This window comes from Actinacidiphila glaucinigra, from assembly GCF_035918135.1.
Lineage (GTDB): Bacteria > Actinomycetota > Actinomycetes > Streptomycetales > Streptomycetaceae > Actinacidiphila > Actinacidiphila glaucinigra.
Genome location: NZ_CP109144.1, coordinates 7,399,979 through 7,414,617, shown reverse-complemented (window position 1 = coordinate 7,414,617; position 14,639 = coordinate 7,399,979). Strand labels below are relative to the sequence as shown.

Here is a 14,639-nt window from a genome sequence, read left to right as displayed (position 1 = left end):
CCGGCCGCCCCTCCCCGGACCGGGGACGATTCCGCGACCCACACCTCTCGCGCGTCACCTCCTTGACCGGTGACGCTTGTGCGTGCAAGGGTTGCCGACGGGAGAACCCCCGGAACGTGAAAGAAGGTTGGGAATGATCGACAGGCGGAGCTTCGGCAAGGTCTTCGGCGCGGGCGCGGCCGCGGCGTCGCTCACGGGGCTTTCGGGCCTCGCGTCACAGCCCGCTTCGGCGGCGACGGCGCACGGGCCGGGGCCGGGGCCGGACGCGGGTGGAACGGCTCCGGTCCGGGGTGCGTACACCTCCCTCGGCGCCCTCAAGCAGGTCGACGCCGGCGTCCTGAACATCGGTTACGCCGAGTCCGGCCCCGCCGACGGCCCCGCGGTAATACTCCTGCACGGCTGGCCGTACGACATCCACAGCTACGTCGACGTCGCGCCCCTGCTGGCGGCCGAGGGCTACCGCGTCATCGTCCCGCACCTGCGCGGCCACGGCACGACGCGCTTCCTGTCGCCCCGGGCGTTCCGCAACGCCCAGCAGTCGGTGGTGGCGCTCGACGTCATCGCCCTGATGAACGCCCTGCGGATCGAGAAGGCCGTGCTGGCCGGCTACGACTGGGGGTCGAGGACCGCCGACATCATCGCCGCCGTCTGGCCGGAGCGCTGCAAGGCCCTGGTCTCCGTCACCGGCTACCTGATCACCAACCGGGACGCGAACAAGCAGCCGCTGCCGCCGAAGGCCGAGTGGGCGTGGTGGTACCAGTACTACTTCGCCACCGAGCGGGGCCGCCTCGGCCTGGAGGAGAACCGGCACGACCTCGCCCGCCTGGTCTGGGAGTTCAACTCCCCCACGTGGGAGTTCGACGACGCCACGTTCCGCCGCACCGCGGCGTCCTTCGAGAACCCGGACTACGTCGCCATCGTGCTCCACAACTACCGCTGGCGGCTCGGCCTCGCGAAGGGCGATCCGCGCTACGACCGCCTGGAGCGGCGGCTCGCCGCGGGCCCGATGATCGGGGTGCCCACCATCACCCTCGACGGCGAGGACGATCCGTTCACCCCGGCCGGGGAGGGAGCCGCCTACCGGGCCAAGTTCTCGGGCAGGTACGCCCACCGGACGCTGAAGGGCATCGGCCACAACGTGCCCCAGGAGGCACCGGAGGCGTTCACGGCGGCCGTCGTCGACGTCGACTCCTTCTGAGCCGGGCCGGCGGACGTCGGCCTCCCCTCACGCCGGCACAGGGCCGGCGACGACCTGACCGCCGGTGACGGGGACCGGTTCGGGGCGGATCGAGAGCACGGCACCGGTGGTGGTGCCGTGCTCTCGATCCGCCCCGTTCCGTTGTGTGCGTGCCGTGCACGGACACCCTCGCGCGGGGCCGCGCACGTCGGCCCCGGCCTTCGCCCCGGCCGGCAGGGAACCACCCACCGCACCGGCCGCGACGCCCGCGGTACGACGAACGCCGGGCCACCCGTTCCCCGTCCGCGCACCACCGCCCCCGGCCGAGTCACGGACGGGGGCGGTGGCGGTACGGCAGGCCGACGGCCGTGCGGTCACCCGAAGGTGAAGGAGTAGGCGCTGAGCCCTGGCGAGAGCTTCAGCGTCAGGACACCCTGGCGGGACGAACTCCCGCTCACCACACGGCGGATGCCGGGGGCGCCGGAGACGGGGAGGGTGGTGGTCCGCCCGTCCAGGGTCGCGGTGACCGTTCCGGTGCCACCGACGTCGAGGTAGACGTCGCGCGCGAAGAAGTCCAGCGTGATCCCGGCGTTCCGCCCGCTGGTGACCGCTTCCCCGCCGGCCTGCCAGGTCCCGGTCAGGGCGGCCTGGCCGGGCAGGAGCGCCTCCGGGCGGGCGAACTCACCGGTGCCCGTGGTCACGGGTCCGTTCACCACGGCGGCACTGCGGCCCGCCCCCAGCGGGATCTCCGGGGTCTGCCTCTGGTCGGTCGGGGTGTCGTCGGGGACGTCCGTGGGCGGCGGCAGTGCGGCGCCGGGGCGGGCGTCGGTGAGCAGTCGCCGGATCAGCGACTCGGTGCCGCCGTAGCCGCCCTCGCCGACGGCGACGTGCCGGACCTTGCCGCGGGCGTCGATCAGGTACTGGGTGGGCCAGGCCTGGTTGCCGAAGTTGTCCCAGGTCGCGTAGCCGTTGTCCAGCGCCACCGGGTAGTCGACGCCGAGTCGCCGGGCGCCCGCAGCGACGTTGCCGGGGACGCGCTCGAAGGCGTACTCGGGGGTGTGCACGCCGATGACCACGAGGCCGTCGGACCGGTAGTTCTCGTACCAGGCGCCGACGTGCTCGATCGCGCGCTGGCAGTTGATGCAGGAGTAGGCCCAGAAGTCGACGAGGACGACCTTGCCGGCCAGTGACTTCTTCGTCAGCGGCGCGTTCCCCGGCGTGTTGAGCCACTGCTGGATCCCCGAGATCTCCGGCGCCGCACCGCAGTCCAGGAGGACGGCCTCGGGTTCCTCCGCGCAGGAGCGCAACTCCCGCGAGCCGGAGGATCCGTGCCCGCCGGGGAGAGCGGGGCCGGCGATCGCGTCGTTGACGCGGGAGGTGTAGTCGGGGACGGCGCGCTGCACGACGTCGGTGAGGTTGAAGGTGAGGCCGAAGGCGAGCACGACGAAGGTCAGTCCGGCGGCGAACCGCACCCCGCGCTGCCGTTCGCGGAACGCGCGCACCCGCTCGCCCACCCTCCGGCCGGCCAGCGCGAAGAAGAGCAGCGGAATCGCGGTGCCGACCGCGAAGGCGACGGCGAGCACGACCGTCCCCGGGCCGATCCGGTGGGTGGCGCCGGCGACGGCGATCGCGGCGAGCACGGGACCGGCGCAGGGCACGTACACCGTCCCGAGGACGAGTCCCAGCAGGAACCCGCCGCGGCCGCCCCCGACGCGCCGCTGCCCGATCCGCGCGAACGGGCGCTCCAGCAGGTCCTGCACGGCCGGGAACATCATGGCCACGCCCAGCAGGAGCAGCACGCCGAGTCCCACCCACCGCAGGATGTCCGGCGGCACCGGCAGGGCGCCGAGCACCAGCGTGCCGAACAGCGTGATGAGGCTGAAGCTGACGACCAGTCCGGCCATCACCGCGAACGGCCGGCTCCTGCGCGCCGGTTCCGCCCCCTGCCGGGACGCCGGGACCCCGCCCGAGAGGAAGACCAGGGGCAGGACGGGGAGCACGCACGGGGAGACGGCGGTGACGAATCCGCCGACCAGCCCGATGAGCAGCAGGGTGAGCAAGACGACCTCCGGACGGGGCTCTCACGAACGGCCCCGGGGGGAACGGCGGGCGCCGGGAGCCTGGGCCCCGGCACGACGCGGACGGACGGTGCCGCCTCGGTGGGCGGCGGCGGGCACGGCCTCAGACGGCGGTGGCCCCGGCGGTCGCCGGGACGGCGAGCACCGTGGAGCGGGAGCGGATCGGGTGGGCGGCCGCGCCCTGCACCCGCACCTCACGCCGAGCGGCCGTGGTCTTCACCACACCCGGGAAGCGCGAGGCCGATCCCTCGGCCGGCGAAGGCTCCGGACCGGTCGCCCGGCCGTCGCGGCGCTCTCCGGCGGCGGTGACGGCCGCGATGTGGTTCGTCTCGGTCACGATCAGCCTTTCTCGCATGTCCCGGACCGAGCACGGCCCGATCCATCACCTGTCCGGATGGTGGCGACTGTGACAGAGCCCTTCGTCACCTGTCAAACAGGTGACGAAGCCACTTCGGACGCCGACCACCCCTGCTACACATGAGACGAATCACTCCCTTGACAGGTGACAGCCGGGGAGACATCGTCGACGGGAACGACACCCGCCCGCGGAGGAGACGACGCGATGCCGCCCACGCAACACAAGACGCCCGATGCCGCCGCGACGGCGCGCAGGACCCGGTTCGGCAAGCTGCCGGAGCGCATCCGGCCGGAGCAGATGGTCCAGGAGACCCCGGCCACGGCACCCGACCCGGCACGGCGCGTGTACAGCGCCGACGAGTGGCTCGTCCGCTACTGCCTGTGAACCGCGCCGGTCCCACCGGCCGAGGAGACGGAGGTTTCCCGTGCGTGTCCCCAAGCCCCTCCTGGCGGCGTCCCTGATGGTGCTCGCGGCGGCCGTGAGCGTCGCCTGCTTCGCCCAGGTCGTCTGACCACCCGCCCCCCATACGCCTCGCCGGCCCGCCCCGACCACCGTCGGGGCGGGCCGGCGTCGCCACACCCGAGGCCCGGCCGGGCGCCCTTGGCGGCGCTTGACGCATTTGAGACGACCGGTCATATTGGTCTTTCGACGCAGGTCCGCCCGTCGCTCCGGCGCGACGCGTGCGGCCTGCGCCGCGGCCGGCGCCGCCGCTGTGGCGCCCCGCCCGGCCATCCCCAACCCCACCGGTCGACCCGTCGAGGAGAACCATGTCCACGTACCGCGCATTCGAGGTCACAGGCGCCCGCAACTTCGAACTCGTCACCCGCGAGATCGTCGACCCGCCCGCCGGGCACGTCCGGCTGAGGGTGGAGAGCTGCGGCGTCTGCCACTCCGACGCGCTCGCCGTGGAGGGCCTGCGTGCCGACCCGTCGCAGCCGGTCGTCCCCGGCCACGAGGTCGTCGGAGTCATCGACGCCGTCGGCGAGGGCGTGAGCGCCTGGCGCGTCGGCGACCGGGTGGGCGTGGGCTTCCTGGGCGGTCACTGCGGCCAGTGCACGCCCTGCCGCCGCGGCGACTTCGTCAACTGCGCCGACCAGCCCCAGACCGGCACAACCGTCGACGGCGGTTACGCCGAGGTTCTGATCGCCCGCAGCAGCGGTCTGGTCCGGGTGCCGGACGAGCTCTCCCCCGCCCTCGCGGCCCCGCTGCTCTGCGCCGGCCTCACGACCTTCAGCGCCCTGAGCCGGCTGCACGTCCGCCCCGGCGGGCTCGTGGCGATCCAGGGCATCGGCGGCCTCGGCCACCTGGGCCTCCAGTACGCCGCACGGCTCGGCTACCGCGTGGCAGCCATCGCCCGCGGCCAGGAGAAGGAGAGGCTCGCCCTCGAACTCGGCGCGAGCCACTACATCGACAGCTCGGCACAGGACCCCGGAGCCGAGCTCCGCAAGCTGGGCGGCGCGGACGCCATCGTCGCCACGGCGGCGAGCGGCCCGTCGATGACCCCGCTGGTCCCCGGACTCGCCGCGCGCGGGCACATGGTCGTGGTCGGCGTCTCCATGGATCCGCTCACCGTCGCCACGCCCGACCTGATCTTCGGCCCGCGCACCATCACCGGCAGCCTGACCGGCTCGGCGATCGAGAACGAGGACAACCTCGAGTTCAGCTCCCGCTCCGGCATCCGCCCGATGATCGAGATGATGCCCCTGTCGCGGGCACCCGAGGCCTACGAGCGCATGATGTCCGGAAAGGCCCGCTTCCGGGTCGTGCTGGACACCGCGGCCTGACCCGGCGGGGCCTGCCCTGCCGGGTGTATTTTTGACAGGCGGGAGACGACCGGCCATATTGCGGTGCGGAGGAGGTGGCGCCATGGCCCGGCAGAGCATGCGCGAGGCGATCGTCGACGCGGCGGTCGCGCAGTTCCACGCGAAGGGGTACAACGCCGCGGGCGTGAAGGACATCACGGACGCGGCCGGCGTACCGAAGGGGTCGTTCTACAACCACTTCGACAGCAAGGAGTCGCTGGCCCTGGTCGCGCTCGACCGCTACGGCGCGGGCCGGCGGACGCACGAGCTGGCGGAACCCGGCACCCCGCCGCTGGCCCGCCTGCGCGCGCACTTCGAGTTCCTGCGCGACGAGACCGCGGACGCGGACTTCACCGGGGGCTGCATGTTCGGCAACTTCGGCGCCGAGATCGCCGACCACAGCGAGACGATCCGCGCGGGCGTCCGCGCGTCCCTCGGCCAGTGGGCCTCGTTGATCGCCGGCGCGCTCGCCGAGGCGCAGCGGGCCGGCGACCTGCGGGCGGACCTCGACACCGATCGGACGGCGCGGTTCGTGCTCAACGCCTGGGAGGGAACGCTGATCGCCGCGCGTTCCGGCCGATCGGGCGAGGCCTTCGAGGACTTCTTCGACACGGTCTTCGGAACGCTGCTCACCCCGCCGCCGGCCACGTCCTGATGTGTGACGGCGGGACGGTGCCCGGGCACCGTCCCGCCGGCGTTCCCCGTGCCGTTCGGGCACGGGCCACACCTGGGGCGCGCCCTGATCCCGCGCCCCGGCCTGCACGACGTGATCGAAAGGCGGACGACCATGTGCGTGATCGACACCGCGGCCAAGGAGGCCGTGGTGGGCCGGTTCCTCCGCGACCACCCGGACGCCGGGCGGGACGGTGCGACGCACCCCGCGCTGCGCGGCTGTGCCGAGGTGCCGTGGGCCGACCTCCCCGGCTGCCCCGCGGGGTTGCCTGCCCTCCTCCACGCGCTGCTGGACGAACGCGCCGCCCCCGAGGCCGTGCGGGTGCTCACCAACGTCCTGTTGGACGGCGTCTTCCGGATGGGCGCCGCGATGCCGGCCGCCCTGCCGTTCGTCATCCGCCTCGCCGTGTGTCCTGACGTGCCGGTGCGCTCCGGACTCGCCGACCTCGTCGCCGTGGCAGCCGAACTCGCCGAGCCGGTCGACCCGGGGGACGAGCGCGCGGTGCGCCTCTGGGGTTCGGACGCCGATCATCCGGAACGTGCGCGCTGCCGTGCCGTGCTCGCCGCGCACGCCGCCCTGGTCCGCCCGATGATGTTCGACGACGCGCCGCCCGCCTGAGGGGCGACCACGGGCCGCACCCGCCTCCACCGCCTCAAGTAGGCGGGATGCGCGCCCGGGTTGGGACGCGGAGCCGGTGTCGGCACCCGCCGAGCGGGCCACGACCCCTCGATTGGCCCTGGCCGCTCGCGTCCGTGCCTCCGTAGGCTCGCGACATGCGGATCCGTATCGTCGACGCCTTCACCGACCGCCCCTTCGCCGGCAACCCCGCGGGCGTGCTGCTGCTGGACGCGGACAGTTTCCCCGAGGACGGCTGGCTCCAGCGGGTGGCCGCGGAGGTCAACCTCTCCGAGACCGCGTTCGCCCATCCCACGCCGGGCGCCCAGGACGCGGACTGGGCCCTGCGCTGGTTCACCCCCCGGGCCGAGGTGAACATGTGCGGGCACGCGACCCTCGCCACCGCGCACATCCTGCACAGCACGGGCGCCGCCCGCGGCCCGGTGCGGTTCAGCGCCCGCTGCGGCGTCCTCACCACGACCGCCGGCGACGACGGCACCATCACCATGGACTTCCCGGTCGCCCCGCTGACCTCGGTCGTCGTCACGGGTGAGATCTCCGCGGCGATCGGCGCCGACGTGCTGTCGGTGCACCAGACCGGCGGCGACGTGGGCGACCTGATGGTGGAGGTCGTCGACGAGAGGACCGTACGGGCGCTCACGCCCGACATCGCCGCCGTCACCGCGCTGCCCTCCAGGCGCGGCCTCATCGTCACCGCGGCCGCCGAGTCCCCGGCGGCGACCGGCTACGACTTCGTCTCGCGCGGCTTCTTCCCCGCCCTCGGCATCGACGAGGACCCGGTCACCGGCAGTGCCCACACCGCACTGGCCCCGTTCTGGTCACGGCGTCTGGGCCGCGACGAACTCACCGGCCTGCAGGCCTCGGCGCGTTCCGGCCTGGTGCGCACGGTGCTGAGCGGCGACCGCGTACGGCTCAGCGGCCGTGCCGTCACCGTGATCGACGGCGAGTTGCACGCCCACCCGTAGGGCGGCCTCAGGCGGTCGGCAGCCAGCCGACCTTCCCGGCGAGCAGGGCGTAGCCCACGAAGGCCACGACGTCGATGAGCGCGTGGGCCGCCACCAGCGGCCCCACCCGGCCCCAGCGCCGGTAGAGCAGCACGAAGACGACACCCATCGCCATGTTCCCGATGAGCCCGCCGATGCCCTGGTACAGGTGGTACGAGCCGCGCAGCACACTGCTGGCCACCAGCGCGCCGACCGGGGTCCAGCCCAACTGGCCCAGTCTGCGCAGCAGATAGCCGACGACGACGACCTCCTCGAGCACGGCGTTCTGGATCGCGGAGGCGATCAGCACGGGGATCTTCCACCAGACGTCGGGCAGCGACTCCGGCACGACCGTCAGGTTGAACCCGGAGGCCCGCGCGCCCAGGTAGAACAGCAGCCCGGTGCCGCCGATGGCCGCGGCCAGGGCGGCGCCGCGCAGCACGTCGGCCCGCGGGCGGCGCAGGTCGAAACCGATGGCCGGCATGCCCGTTCCCTCGCGGGCCAGCAGATGGGCGACGAGCGCGACCGGGACGAGCGCGGTGGCGACGCCGAACAGCTGCCAGGACAGGTCGAGCCACGGACGGCCCGGCGCCTGCGAGCCGACAAGGGTGGCCGCCTGGTCCTTGAGCCCACCGGGCTTGGTCAGCGACCCGACGAAGCTGATCAGCGCCGAGAGCGCGCTCGCCCCGAGCGACAGCGCGAGCACCAGGAGGGTCTCGCTGCGCAGCGTACGCGGGGCGAGCCGCTCCACCGCCCCGGCCCCGGACCCGCCCGGCTCCGCCGAATTCCTGTCCACAGATGCCTCCACCCGCGCCATCCTGCCTCATCGGCCGGGCGGCACGGGCGGCGGCTCAGCGTTCCCGCGGCCACTCGTGCACGGGGGCGCCGGTGTGCATCAGCTCGCAGTAGCGCAGGGTCATCGCGGCCAGTGCCCGCTGCCGGTCCAGTCCGCGGTCCAGCTCCTGGTGGAAGGCGACGGCCTGCCACTCCGCGCCGTTCATGCGGTTGCGGCAGCGGCCCTCGATGATGCCGAGGTAGTGGTCCCGGTCCACCGGGTCGATCCCCCACGCGTCCAGTCCTGCGGCGGCCATCGGCAGCAGTTCGTCCAGGACGAGTTCGACGGCCCCGATCTCCAGGAGACCGCTGCCGCGCCCCTGCCGGGGCCAGGTGAACACCGCGTCGATGCCGTACCGGCAGGCGGCGTCGAAGTTCGCCGCGGCGGCCGCGAACGGCAGCCGGCTCCACACCGGGCGCGACGCCTCGGCGAGGGAGCGGACGAGCCCGTAGTAGAAGGCGGTGTTGGCGAGCACGTCGGCGACGGTGGGCCCGGCGGGCATCACCCGGTTCTCCACCCTCAGGTGCGGCACGCCGTCGACGACCGCGTACACCGGGCGGTTCCAGCGGTAGATCGTGCCGTTGTGCAGCGTGAGTTCCTTCAGCTGCGGCACCCCGCCCTCGTCGAGGACGTGCAGCGGATCCTCGTCCTCGCAGATGGGCAGCAGGGAGGGGAAGTAGCGCACGTTCTCCGCGAAGAGGTCGTACGCGGAGTCGATCCAGCGCTCGCCGAACCAGGTCAGCGGGCGCACGCCCTGGGCCCGGTGCTCCTCGGGCCGGGTGTCGGTGGCCTGCTGGAAGAGGGTGGGACGGGTCTCCCGCCACAGCTCACGGCCGAACAGGAACGGGGAGTTGGCGCCGAGCGCGACCTGCGGGCCGGCCACCACCTGCGCGGCGTTCCACACCGCGGCGAAGCGCGCGGGGGTGACCTGGAGGTGCATCTGCATCGAGGTGCACGCGGCCTCCGGGGCGATCGAGCCGGAGACGCAGGTCAGCCGCTCAACTCCCGAGATGTCGAGGGTGATGTCCTCGCCGCGGGCGGCCAGGATGCGGTCGTTCAGCAGCATGTAGCGGTCGACGCGGGAGAGGTTGGCACCGACCAGGTCCTGTGCGCCGAGGGTAGGCAGGATTCCCACCATCACGATGCGCGCGCCGACCTCGCGGGCCTTTCCCTCGGCATATCCCAGTCCCATGCGCAACTCTTCGGCGAGACGGTCCAGGACCCGGCCGGAAAGCCGGTGCGGCGCGATGTTCACCTCAATGTTGAACTGCGCTAGCTCGGTCTGGAAATCGCGGCTCGCGATGCGCTCGAGGACCTCCTCGTTCATCATGCGCGGCAGCCCGTCGCGGTCGGTGAGATTGAGTTCGATCTCCAGCCCCATGAGATTGCGGGGACGGTCGAACCGCTTCTCCTCCAGCAGCCGCTCCAACCCCAGCAGGCACTGCTTGAGCTTCCTGCGGTACCGCTGGCGGTCGGCCAGGTCGAACCCCGTGGCCGCGACCTTTTCCCCCATCGGAGGTCCTTCCTCGAGTGGGCCGTGATCACATCATGCCCAGCCCTGAGATCGATAAGGCCTCCGGCCTCGCTCCGGAGCCGCTAAGCTGGCCACGAGCACCGTCTCGCGGCACATTCCGCGGGCATGTACGGAATTCACATGCCGGCGGCGGCCCTCTCGTGAAAAACACCGACGAGATTCAGCCATCCGCAGTAGCACGGAAAGCGCAGTTCACGGCGTGGGCGACGGTGCAATCGGGGAGCAATTACCTGCCCAGGGTGTCCTGGAACCGCCTTGCCCGTAATATCACTGACGGCTAGATGAAACACTGCGCGAACACACCTCGTATATCCTTCGTTCACAGGCAGAGCCTCCGCGACCCGCCGCGCGCCCGCGACGTCACCGGCCACGGGAAGGGATCCGCATGCCCACGCCGATTCCGTTCGTCGCCACCCCCACGCGCCTCACGGATCCGGGCTGTCCCGGCCTGCCGCCGTGTCGTCTGCTCCATCGCTGACAGTGCTGTCCGCACCCCGCCGAGCACCCCCGTGTCTCCTCATGAGAGGCCGCCCACCATGCCGCTGCAGGTAGCCCCAGCCCCCGCTCCCGCTCTGCGGAGCGTTCTCGCCGCCCTGAGTTCCCCCACCGCAGTCCGCGAGGCCCGCACCCCCTCGCTGCGCAATGCCACGGGGCCGCTGGTCGCCGAGCACCCGCTCCCTCTGCACGTCCTCGACCCCGTGATCACCGAACCGGGAGGACTGCCGCGCGCGCGACTGACCGGCTGGCGCTTCCACATCCGTACCGGCGAGAAGGTGGCGGCCGCGGGCGAGACGGTGGACACCCCGGACGGCTGGGCGTTCTCGCACTTCTGCGAGGGCCCGTACCTTGCCTCCACCGAGCGCGCGCTGCGCCAGGCCGACGCGCTCACCACCCCTTACCAGCCGCACCTGCTCTCGGTACCGGGGCTCTACATGCTGACGCTGTGGCTGCACGGGGACATCGCTGCCGACGCGGGCACCGCGCAGCCGGCCCCTTCCGACCTGCTGATCCCGCTGGCGCCGGCCCCGCCGGGGATCGCCGCGCACCGTATGCACCGGCTCTCCGACCTGGTGCCGGTGCTGACCCTGCGGCTGGCTCCGCCACCACTGCTGGGCACCACTGCCTGAGACTCCCGGCTGGGGCGACCTCACACGCCTCCGTGACCGTCCGGTCACGGAGGCGTTGCATTGTCCGGGCAACCGCCCGCGAGAGTGAATGCGTCCCCAACTAACGAGGACAGCTCACGCGAAATCCCTGCGGAAATCCCTCAGTAGAGCAACACTGGGACCGACCGACTGAACGGGGGAGCGGCATGACTGAGGTTCCTACCCAAGGCAGCCGTACTTCACACCACTCGCAGCGAAAGACGTCGTCCATGTGCCCGCACCAGCCGCAGTGTCCGTCCGCCGGCAGCCCCGACCGCGAGGCCGCCCACATCATGGCCAGCCACCCCGAGCAGGGCTGGAGCCTGCTGTGCAACGGCGTCCTCCTCTTCGAGGACACCGGTGAGCTCCTCCCCGACGGGCAGATCATCGCCCCGCACCGCCCGCTCGGCAGCGAGCACATCGTCACGGCGGCCTGACCGGGCCGGGAACGACACAGGGCCGACCCCGCTGCTGCAGCGGGGCCGACCCTTGAGCGTCAACCGCCCTTACGCGTCGTACTCTTCGAGCGGGGGGCAGGAGCAGACGAGGTTGCGGTCGCCGAAGGCGCCGTCGATGCGGCGGACCGGCGGCCAGTACTTGTCCGCGGCCGACACACCGGCGGGGAAGACCGCCTCCTCACGGGAGTACGGGTGCTCCCAGTCGCCGCCCAGGGCCGCAGCCGTGTGCGGGGCGTTGCGCAGCGGGTTGTCCTCCTTGGGCCACTCCCCCGAGCCGACCCGCTCGACCTCGGCGCGGATCGCGATCATCGTGTCGCAGAAGCGGTCCAGCTCCGCGAGGTTCTCGCTCTCCGTCGGCTCGATCATCAGCGTCCCGGCCACCGGGAACGACATCGTCGGCGCGTGGAAGCCGTAGTCGATCAGGCGCTTGGCCACGTCGTCGACCGTCACGCCCGTCTCCTTGGTCAGCGGGCGCAGGTCGATGATGCACTCGTGCGCGACGAGCCCGCCAGGACCCGTGTAGAGCACCGGGAAGTGCGGCTCCAGGCGCTTGGCGATGTAGTTCGCGCTGAGCACGGCGACCTGGGTGGCGCGCTTGAGGCCCTCGCCGCCCATGAGGCGCACATACGCCCAGGAGATCGGCAGTATGCCTGCCGAGCCCCACGGCGCGGCCGAGATCGGGCCGACGCCCGTCTCCGGGCCGGCGGACGGCTGGAGCGGGTGGTTGGGCAGGTACGGGGCGAGGTGGGCGCGGACCGCGACCGGGCCCACGCCGGGGCCGCCGCCGCCGTGCGGGATGCAGAAGGTCTTGTGCAGGTTCAGGTGCGACACGTCTCCGCCGAAGTGGCCGGGCTTCGCCAGGCCCACCAGGGCGTTGAGGTTCGCGCCGTCCACGTAGACCTGGCCGCCCGCGTCGTGCACCGCGGCGCAGATCTCGCCGATGTGCTCCTCGAAGACACCGTGCGTGGAGGGGTAGGTGACCATGAGCACGGCGAGTTCGTCGCGGTGCTGCTCGATCTTGGCCCGCAGGTCCTCGACGTCGACCTCGCCGTCGCCGGCGGTCTTGACGACGACGACCTTCATACCGGCCATCACGGCGCTGGCGGCGTTGGTGCCGTGCGCGGAGGACGGGATGAGGCAGACCGTGCGCCGGCTGTCGCCGTTCGCGCGGTGGTAGGCGCGGACGGCCAGCAGGCCGGCGAGCTCGCCCTGGGAGCCGGCGTTCGGCTGGAGGCTGACATTGTCGTAGCCGGTGACCTCGGCGAGGCGCTCCTCCAGCTCACGGATGAGGGTCAGGTACCCCTCGGCCTGGTCGGCCGGCGCGAAGGGGTGCATCGCGCCGAACTCGGGCCAGGTCACCGGCTCCATCTCGGTGGTCGCGTTGAGCTTCATGGTGCAGGAGCCCAGCGGGATCATGCCGCGGTCCAGCGCGTAGTCGCGGTCGGCGAGGCGGCGCAGGTAGCGCAGCATCGCGGTCTCGGAGCGGTGCTGGTGGAAGACCGGGTGGGTCAGGTAGTCCACGCCGCGGGCCAGGCCGGCGGGCAGTGCGTCCTCGGTGGCCGCGTCCAGGGACTCGACGTCGGCGGTCACACCGAAGGCGCCCCAGACCGCGGCGAGATCGGCGCGGCCGGTGGTCTCGTCGCAGGCGATGCCGACCAGGTCCGCGTCGACCTGGCGCAGGTTGACCCCGGCCTCGCGGGCGGCGGCCACGACCTCGGCGGCACGGCCGGGCACACGCGCGGTGACGGTGTCGAAGAAGGCACCGGTGGTCACCTCGACGCCGCCGGCGCGCAGGCCGGCGGCGAGGACCGCGGCGTAGCGGTGGGTGCGGCGGGCGATCTGCGCCAGGCCGTCGGGGCCGTGGTAGACCGCGTACATCCCGGCCATGACGGCGAGCAGCACCTGCGCCGTGCAGATGTTGCTGGTGGCCTTCTCGCGGCGGATGTGCTGCTCACGGGTCTGCAGCGCAAGGCGGTAGGCCTTGTCCCCGTCGGCGTCGACGGAGACACCGACCAGGCGGCCCGGCAGGCTGCGGGCGTACGTGTCGCGGACGGCCATGTAACCGGCGTGCGGGCCGCCGAAGCCCATGGGCACTCCGAAGCGCTGGGTGGTGCCGACCGCGATGTCGGCGCCGAGCTCGCCCGGGGAGGTGAGCACGGTCAGGGCCAGCAGGTCGGCGGCGACGGTGACGATCGCGCCGATCGCGTGGGCCTGCTCGACGACCGGCTTGAGGTCGCGCACGGCGCCGGAGGCGCCCGGGTACTGCAGCAGCACGCCGAAGACGCCGCGCTCGGCGATCTCCGCCGGGATGCCGTCGCTGAGGTCGGCGACGACGACCTCGACACCGGTCGGCTCGGCGCGGGTCTCGATGACGGCGACGGTCTGCGGGAAGGTGTCGGCGTCGATCAGGAAGACGCCGTCCTTGACCTTGCCGACGCGGCGGGCGAGTGCCATCGCCTCGGCGGCCGCGGTGCCCTCGTCGAGCAGCGAGGCACCGGAGGTGGGCAGCCCGGTGAGGTCGGCGACGACCGTCTGGAAGTTCAGCAGGGCCTCCAGGCGGCCCTGGGAGATCTCCGGCTGGTAGGGCGTGTAGGCCGTGTACCAGGCGGGGTTCTCCATGACGTTGCGCAGGATGACCGGCGGGGTGAAGGTGCCGTGGTAGCCGAGGCCGATCATCGGCCGCAGCACCTGGTTGCGGTCGGCGAGCGACCGCAGCTCGGCGAGGACCTCGGGCTCGGTGCGGGCGCCGGACAGGCCGAGCGCCTCGGCGCTCTTGATGGCGTCCGGGACGGCTGCGGCGGTCAGCTCGTCCAGCGAGCCGTAGCCGACCTGCGCGAGCATCTTGGCCTGCGCACCGGCGTCGGGACCGATGTGACGCTGCTCGAAGGGGATGCCGCGCTCCAGCTCGGAGAGTGGGATGCGGTTGGCGGTCATCAGCGGAGGCCTCCTGGTCTGGCGCG

General features: G+C 72.7%; 13 protein-coding genes. 8 read left to right on the top strand and 5 right to left on the bottom strand.

Translation table 11 applies throughout. From position 1 onward, the window contains the following. The first annotated feature begins 133 nt into the window (after positions 1 to 133). Complete coding sequence (locus OIE69_RS33415) at positions 134 to 1,198, top strand: alpha/beta fold hydrolase (RefSeq protein WP_326578117.1); 1,065 nt, start codon at positions 134 to 136, stop codon at positions 1,196 to 1,198. 353 nt (positions 1,199 to 1,551) lie between these two features. On the opposite strand, the gene OIE69_RS33410 is transcribed toward OIE69_RS33415, so the two are convergent. Together OIE69_RS33410 and OIE69_RS33405 are read right to left on the bottom strand one after the other, a co-directional pair. Continuing rightward, entirely contained in the window at positions 1,552 to 3,237 is a 1,686-nt protein-coding gene (locus OIE69_RS33410) for a cytochrome c biogenesis protein DipZ (RefSeq protein ID WP_326578113.1), read from the bottom strand. Positions 3,238 to 3,358: 121 nt separating this feature from the next. Continuing rightward, on the bottom strand, positions 3,359 to 3,592 hold the full coding sequence (locus tag OIE69_RS33405; RefSeq protein WP_326578111.1) for a hypothetical protein: 234 nt from the start codon (positions 3,590 to 3,592) through the stop codon (positions 3,359 to 3,361). 225 nt (positions 3,593 to 3,817) lie between these two features. On the opposite strand from OIE69_RS33405, the gene OIE69_RS33400 reads away from it, so the two are divergent. The 5 genes from OIE69_RS33400 (at position 3,818) to OIE69_RS33380 (ending at position 7,689) form a co-directional block, all read left to right on the top strand. Then, complete coding sequence (locus OIE69_RS33400; RefSeq protein WP_326578109.1) at positions 3,818 to 3,997, top strand: hypothetical protein; 180 nt, start codon at positions 3,818 to 3,820, stop codon at positions 3,995 to 3,997. Positions 3,998 to 4,380: 383 nt separating this feature from the next. Further along, positions 4,381 to 5,397 (top strand): alcohol dehydrogenase catalytic domain-containing protein, encoded by a 1,017-nt coding sequence (locus OIE69_RS33395; protein ID WP_326578107.1) that lies wholly within the window; start codon positions 4,381 to 4,383, stop codon positions 5,395 to 5,397. An 82-nt stretch (positions 5,398 to 5,479) separates the two neighbouring features. After that, positions 5,480 to 6,070: a TetR/AcrR family transcriptional regulator gene (locus tag OIE69_RS33390; protein ID WP_326578105.1), complete on the top strand. Its 591-nt coding sequence runs from the start codon at positions 5,480 to 5,482 to the stop codon at positions 6,068 to 6,070. Positions 6,071 to 6,202: 132 nt separating this feature from the next. Beyond that, the gene (locus OIE69_RS33385) at positions 6,203 to 6,706 is read left to right on the top strand and encodes a hypothetical protein (RefSeq protein ID WP_326578103.1); all 504 of its coding nucleotides are present in this window, start codon (positions 6,203 to 6,205) and stop codon (positions 6,704 to 6,706) included. A 155-nt stretch (positions 6,707 to 6,861) separates the two neighbouring features. Beyond that, positions 6,862 to 7,689, top strand: coding sequence for a PhzF family phenazine biosynthesis protein (locus OIE69_RS33380; protein WP_326578101.1), 828 nt, complete (start codon positions 6,862 to 6,864; stop codon positions 7,687 to 7,689). 7 nt (positions 7,690 to 7,696) lie between these two features. Here the strand turns inward: OIE69_RS33380 and OIE69_RS33375 are convergent, their stop codons facing one another. Then, positions 7,697 to 8,524: a CPBP family intramembrane glutamic endopeptidase gene (locus tag OIE69_RS33375; protein WP_326578099.1), complete on the bottom strand. Its 828-nt coding sequence runs from the start codon at positions 8,522 to 8,524 to the stop codon at positions 7,697 to 7,699. Positions 8,525 to 8,558: 34 nt separating this feature from the next. After that, a complete protein-coding gene (locus tag OIE69_RS33370; RefSeq protein ID WP_326578097.1) occupies positions 8,559 to 10,055 on the bottom strand; it encodes a glutamate--cysteine ligase in 1,497 nt (498 codons plus the stop codon). 557 nt (positions 10,056 to 10,612) lie between these two features. Here OIE69_RS33370 and OIE69_RS33365 point away from each other — a divergent pair. Next, a complete protein-coding gene (locus tag OIE69_RS33365; RefSeq protein WP_326578095.1) occupies positions 10,613 to 11,203 on the top strand; it encodes a hypothetical protein in 591 nt (196 codons plus the stop codon). Positions 11,204 to 11,451: 248 nt separating this feature from the next. Next, positions 11,452 to 11,658 (top strand): DUF5999 family protein, encoded by a 207-nt coding sequence (locus tag OIE69_RS33360; protein WP_326578093.1) that lies wholly within the window; start codon positions 11,452 to 11,454, stop codon positions 11,656 to 11,658. A gap of 69 nt (positions 11,659 to 11,727) precedes the next feature. On the opposite strand, the gene gcvP is transcribed toward OIE69_RS33360, so the two are convergent. Continuing rightward, positions 11,728 to 14,613 carry an aminomethyl-transferring glycine dehydrogenase gene (gene gcvP, locus OIE69_RS33355; protein WP_326578091.1) on the bottom strand — a complete coding sequence of 962 codons (2,886 nt, stop codon included), beginning with the start codon at positions 14,611 to 14,613 and terminating at the stop codon, positions 11,728 to 11,730. Positions 14,614 to 14,639 lie beyond the last annotated feature (26 nt).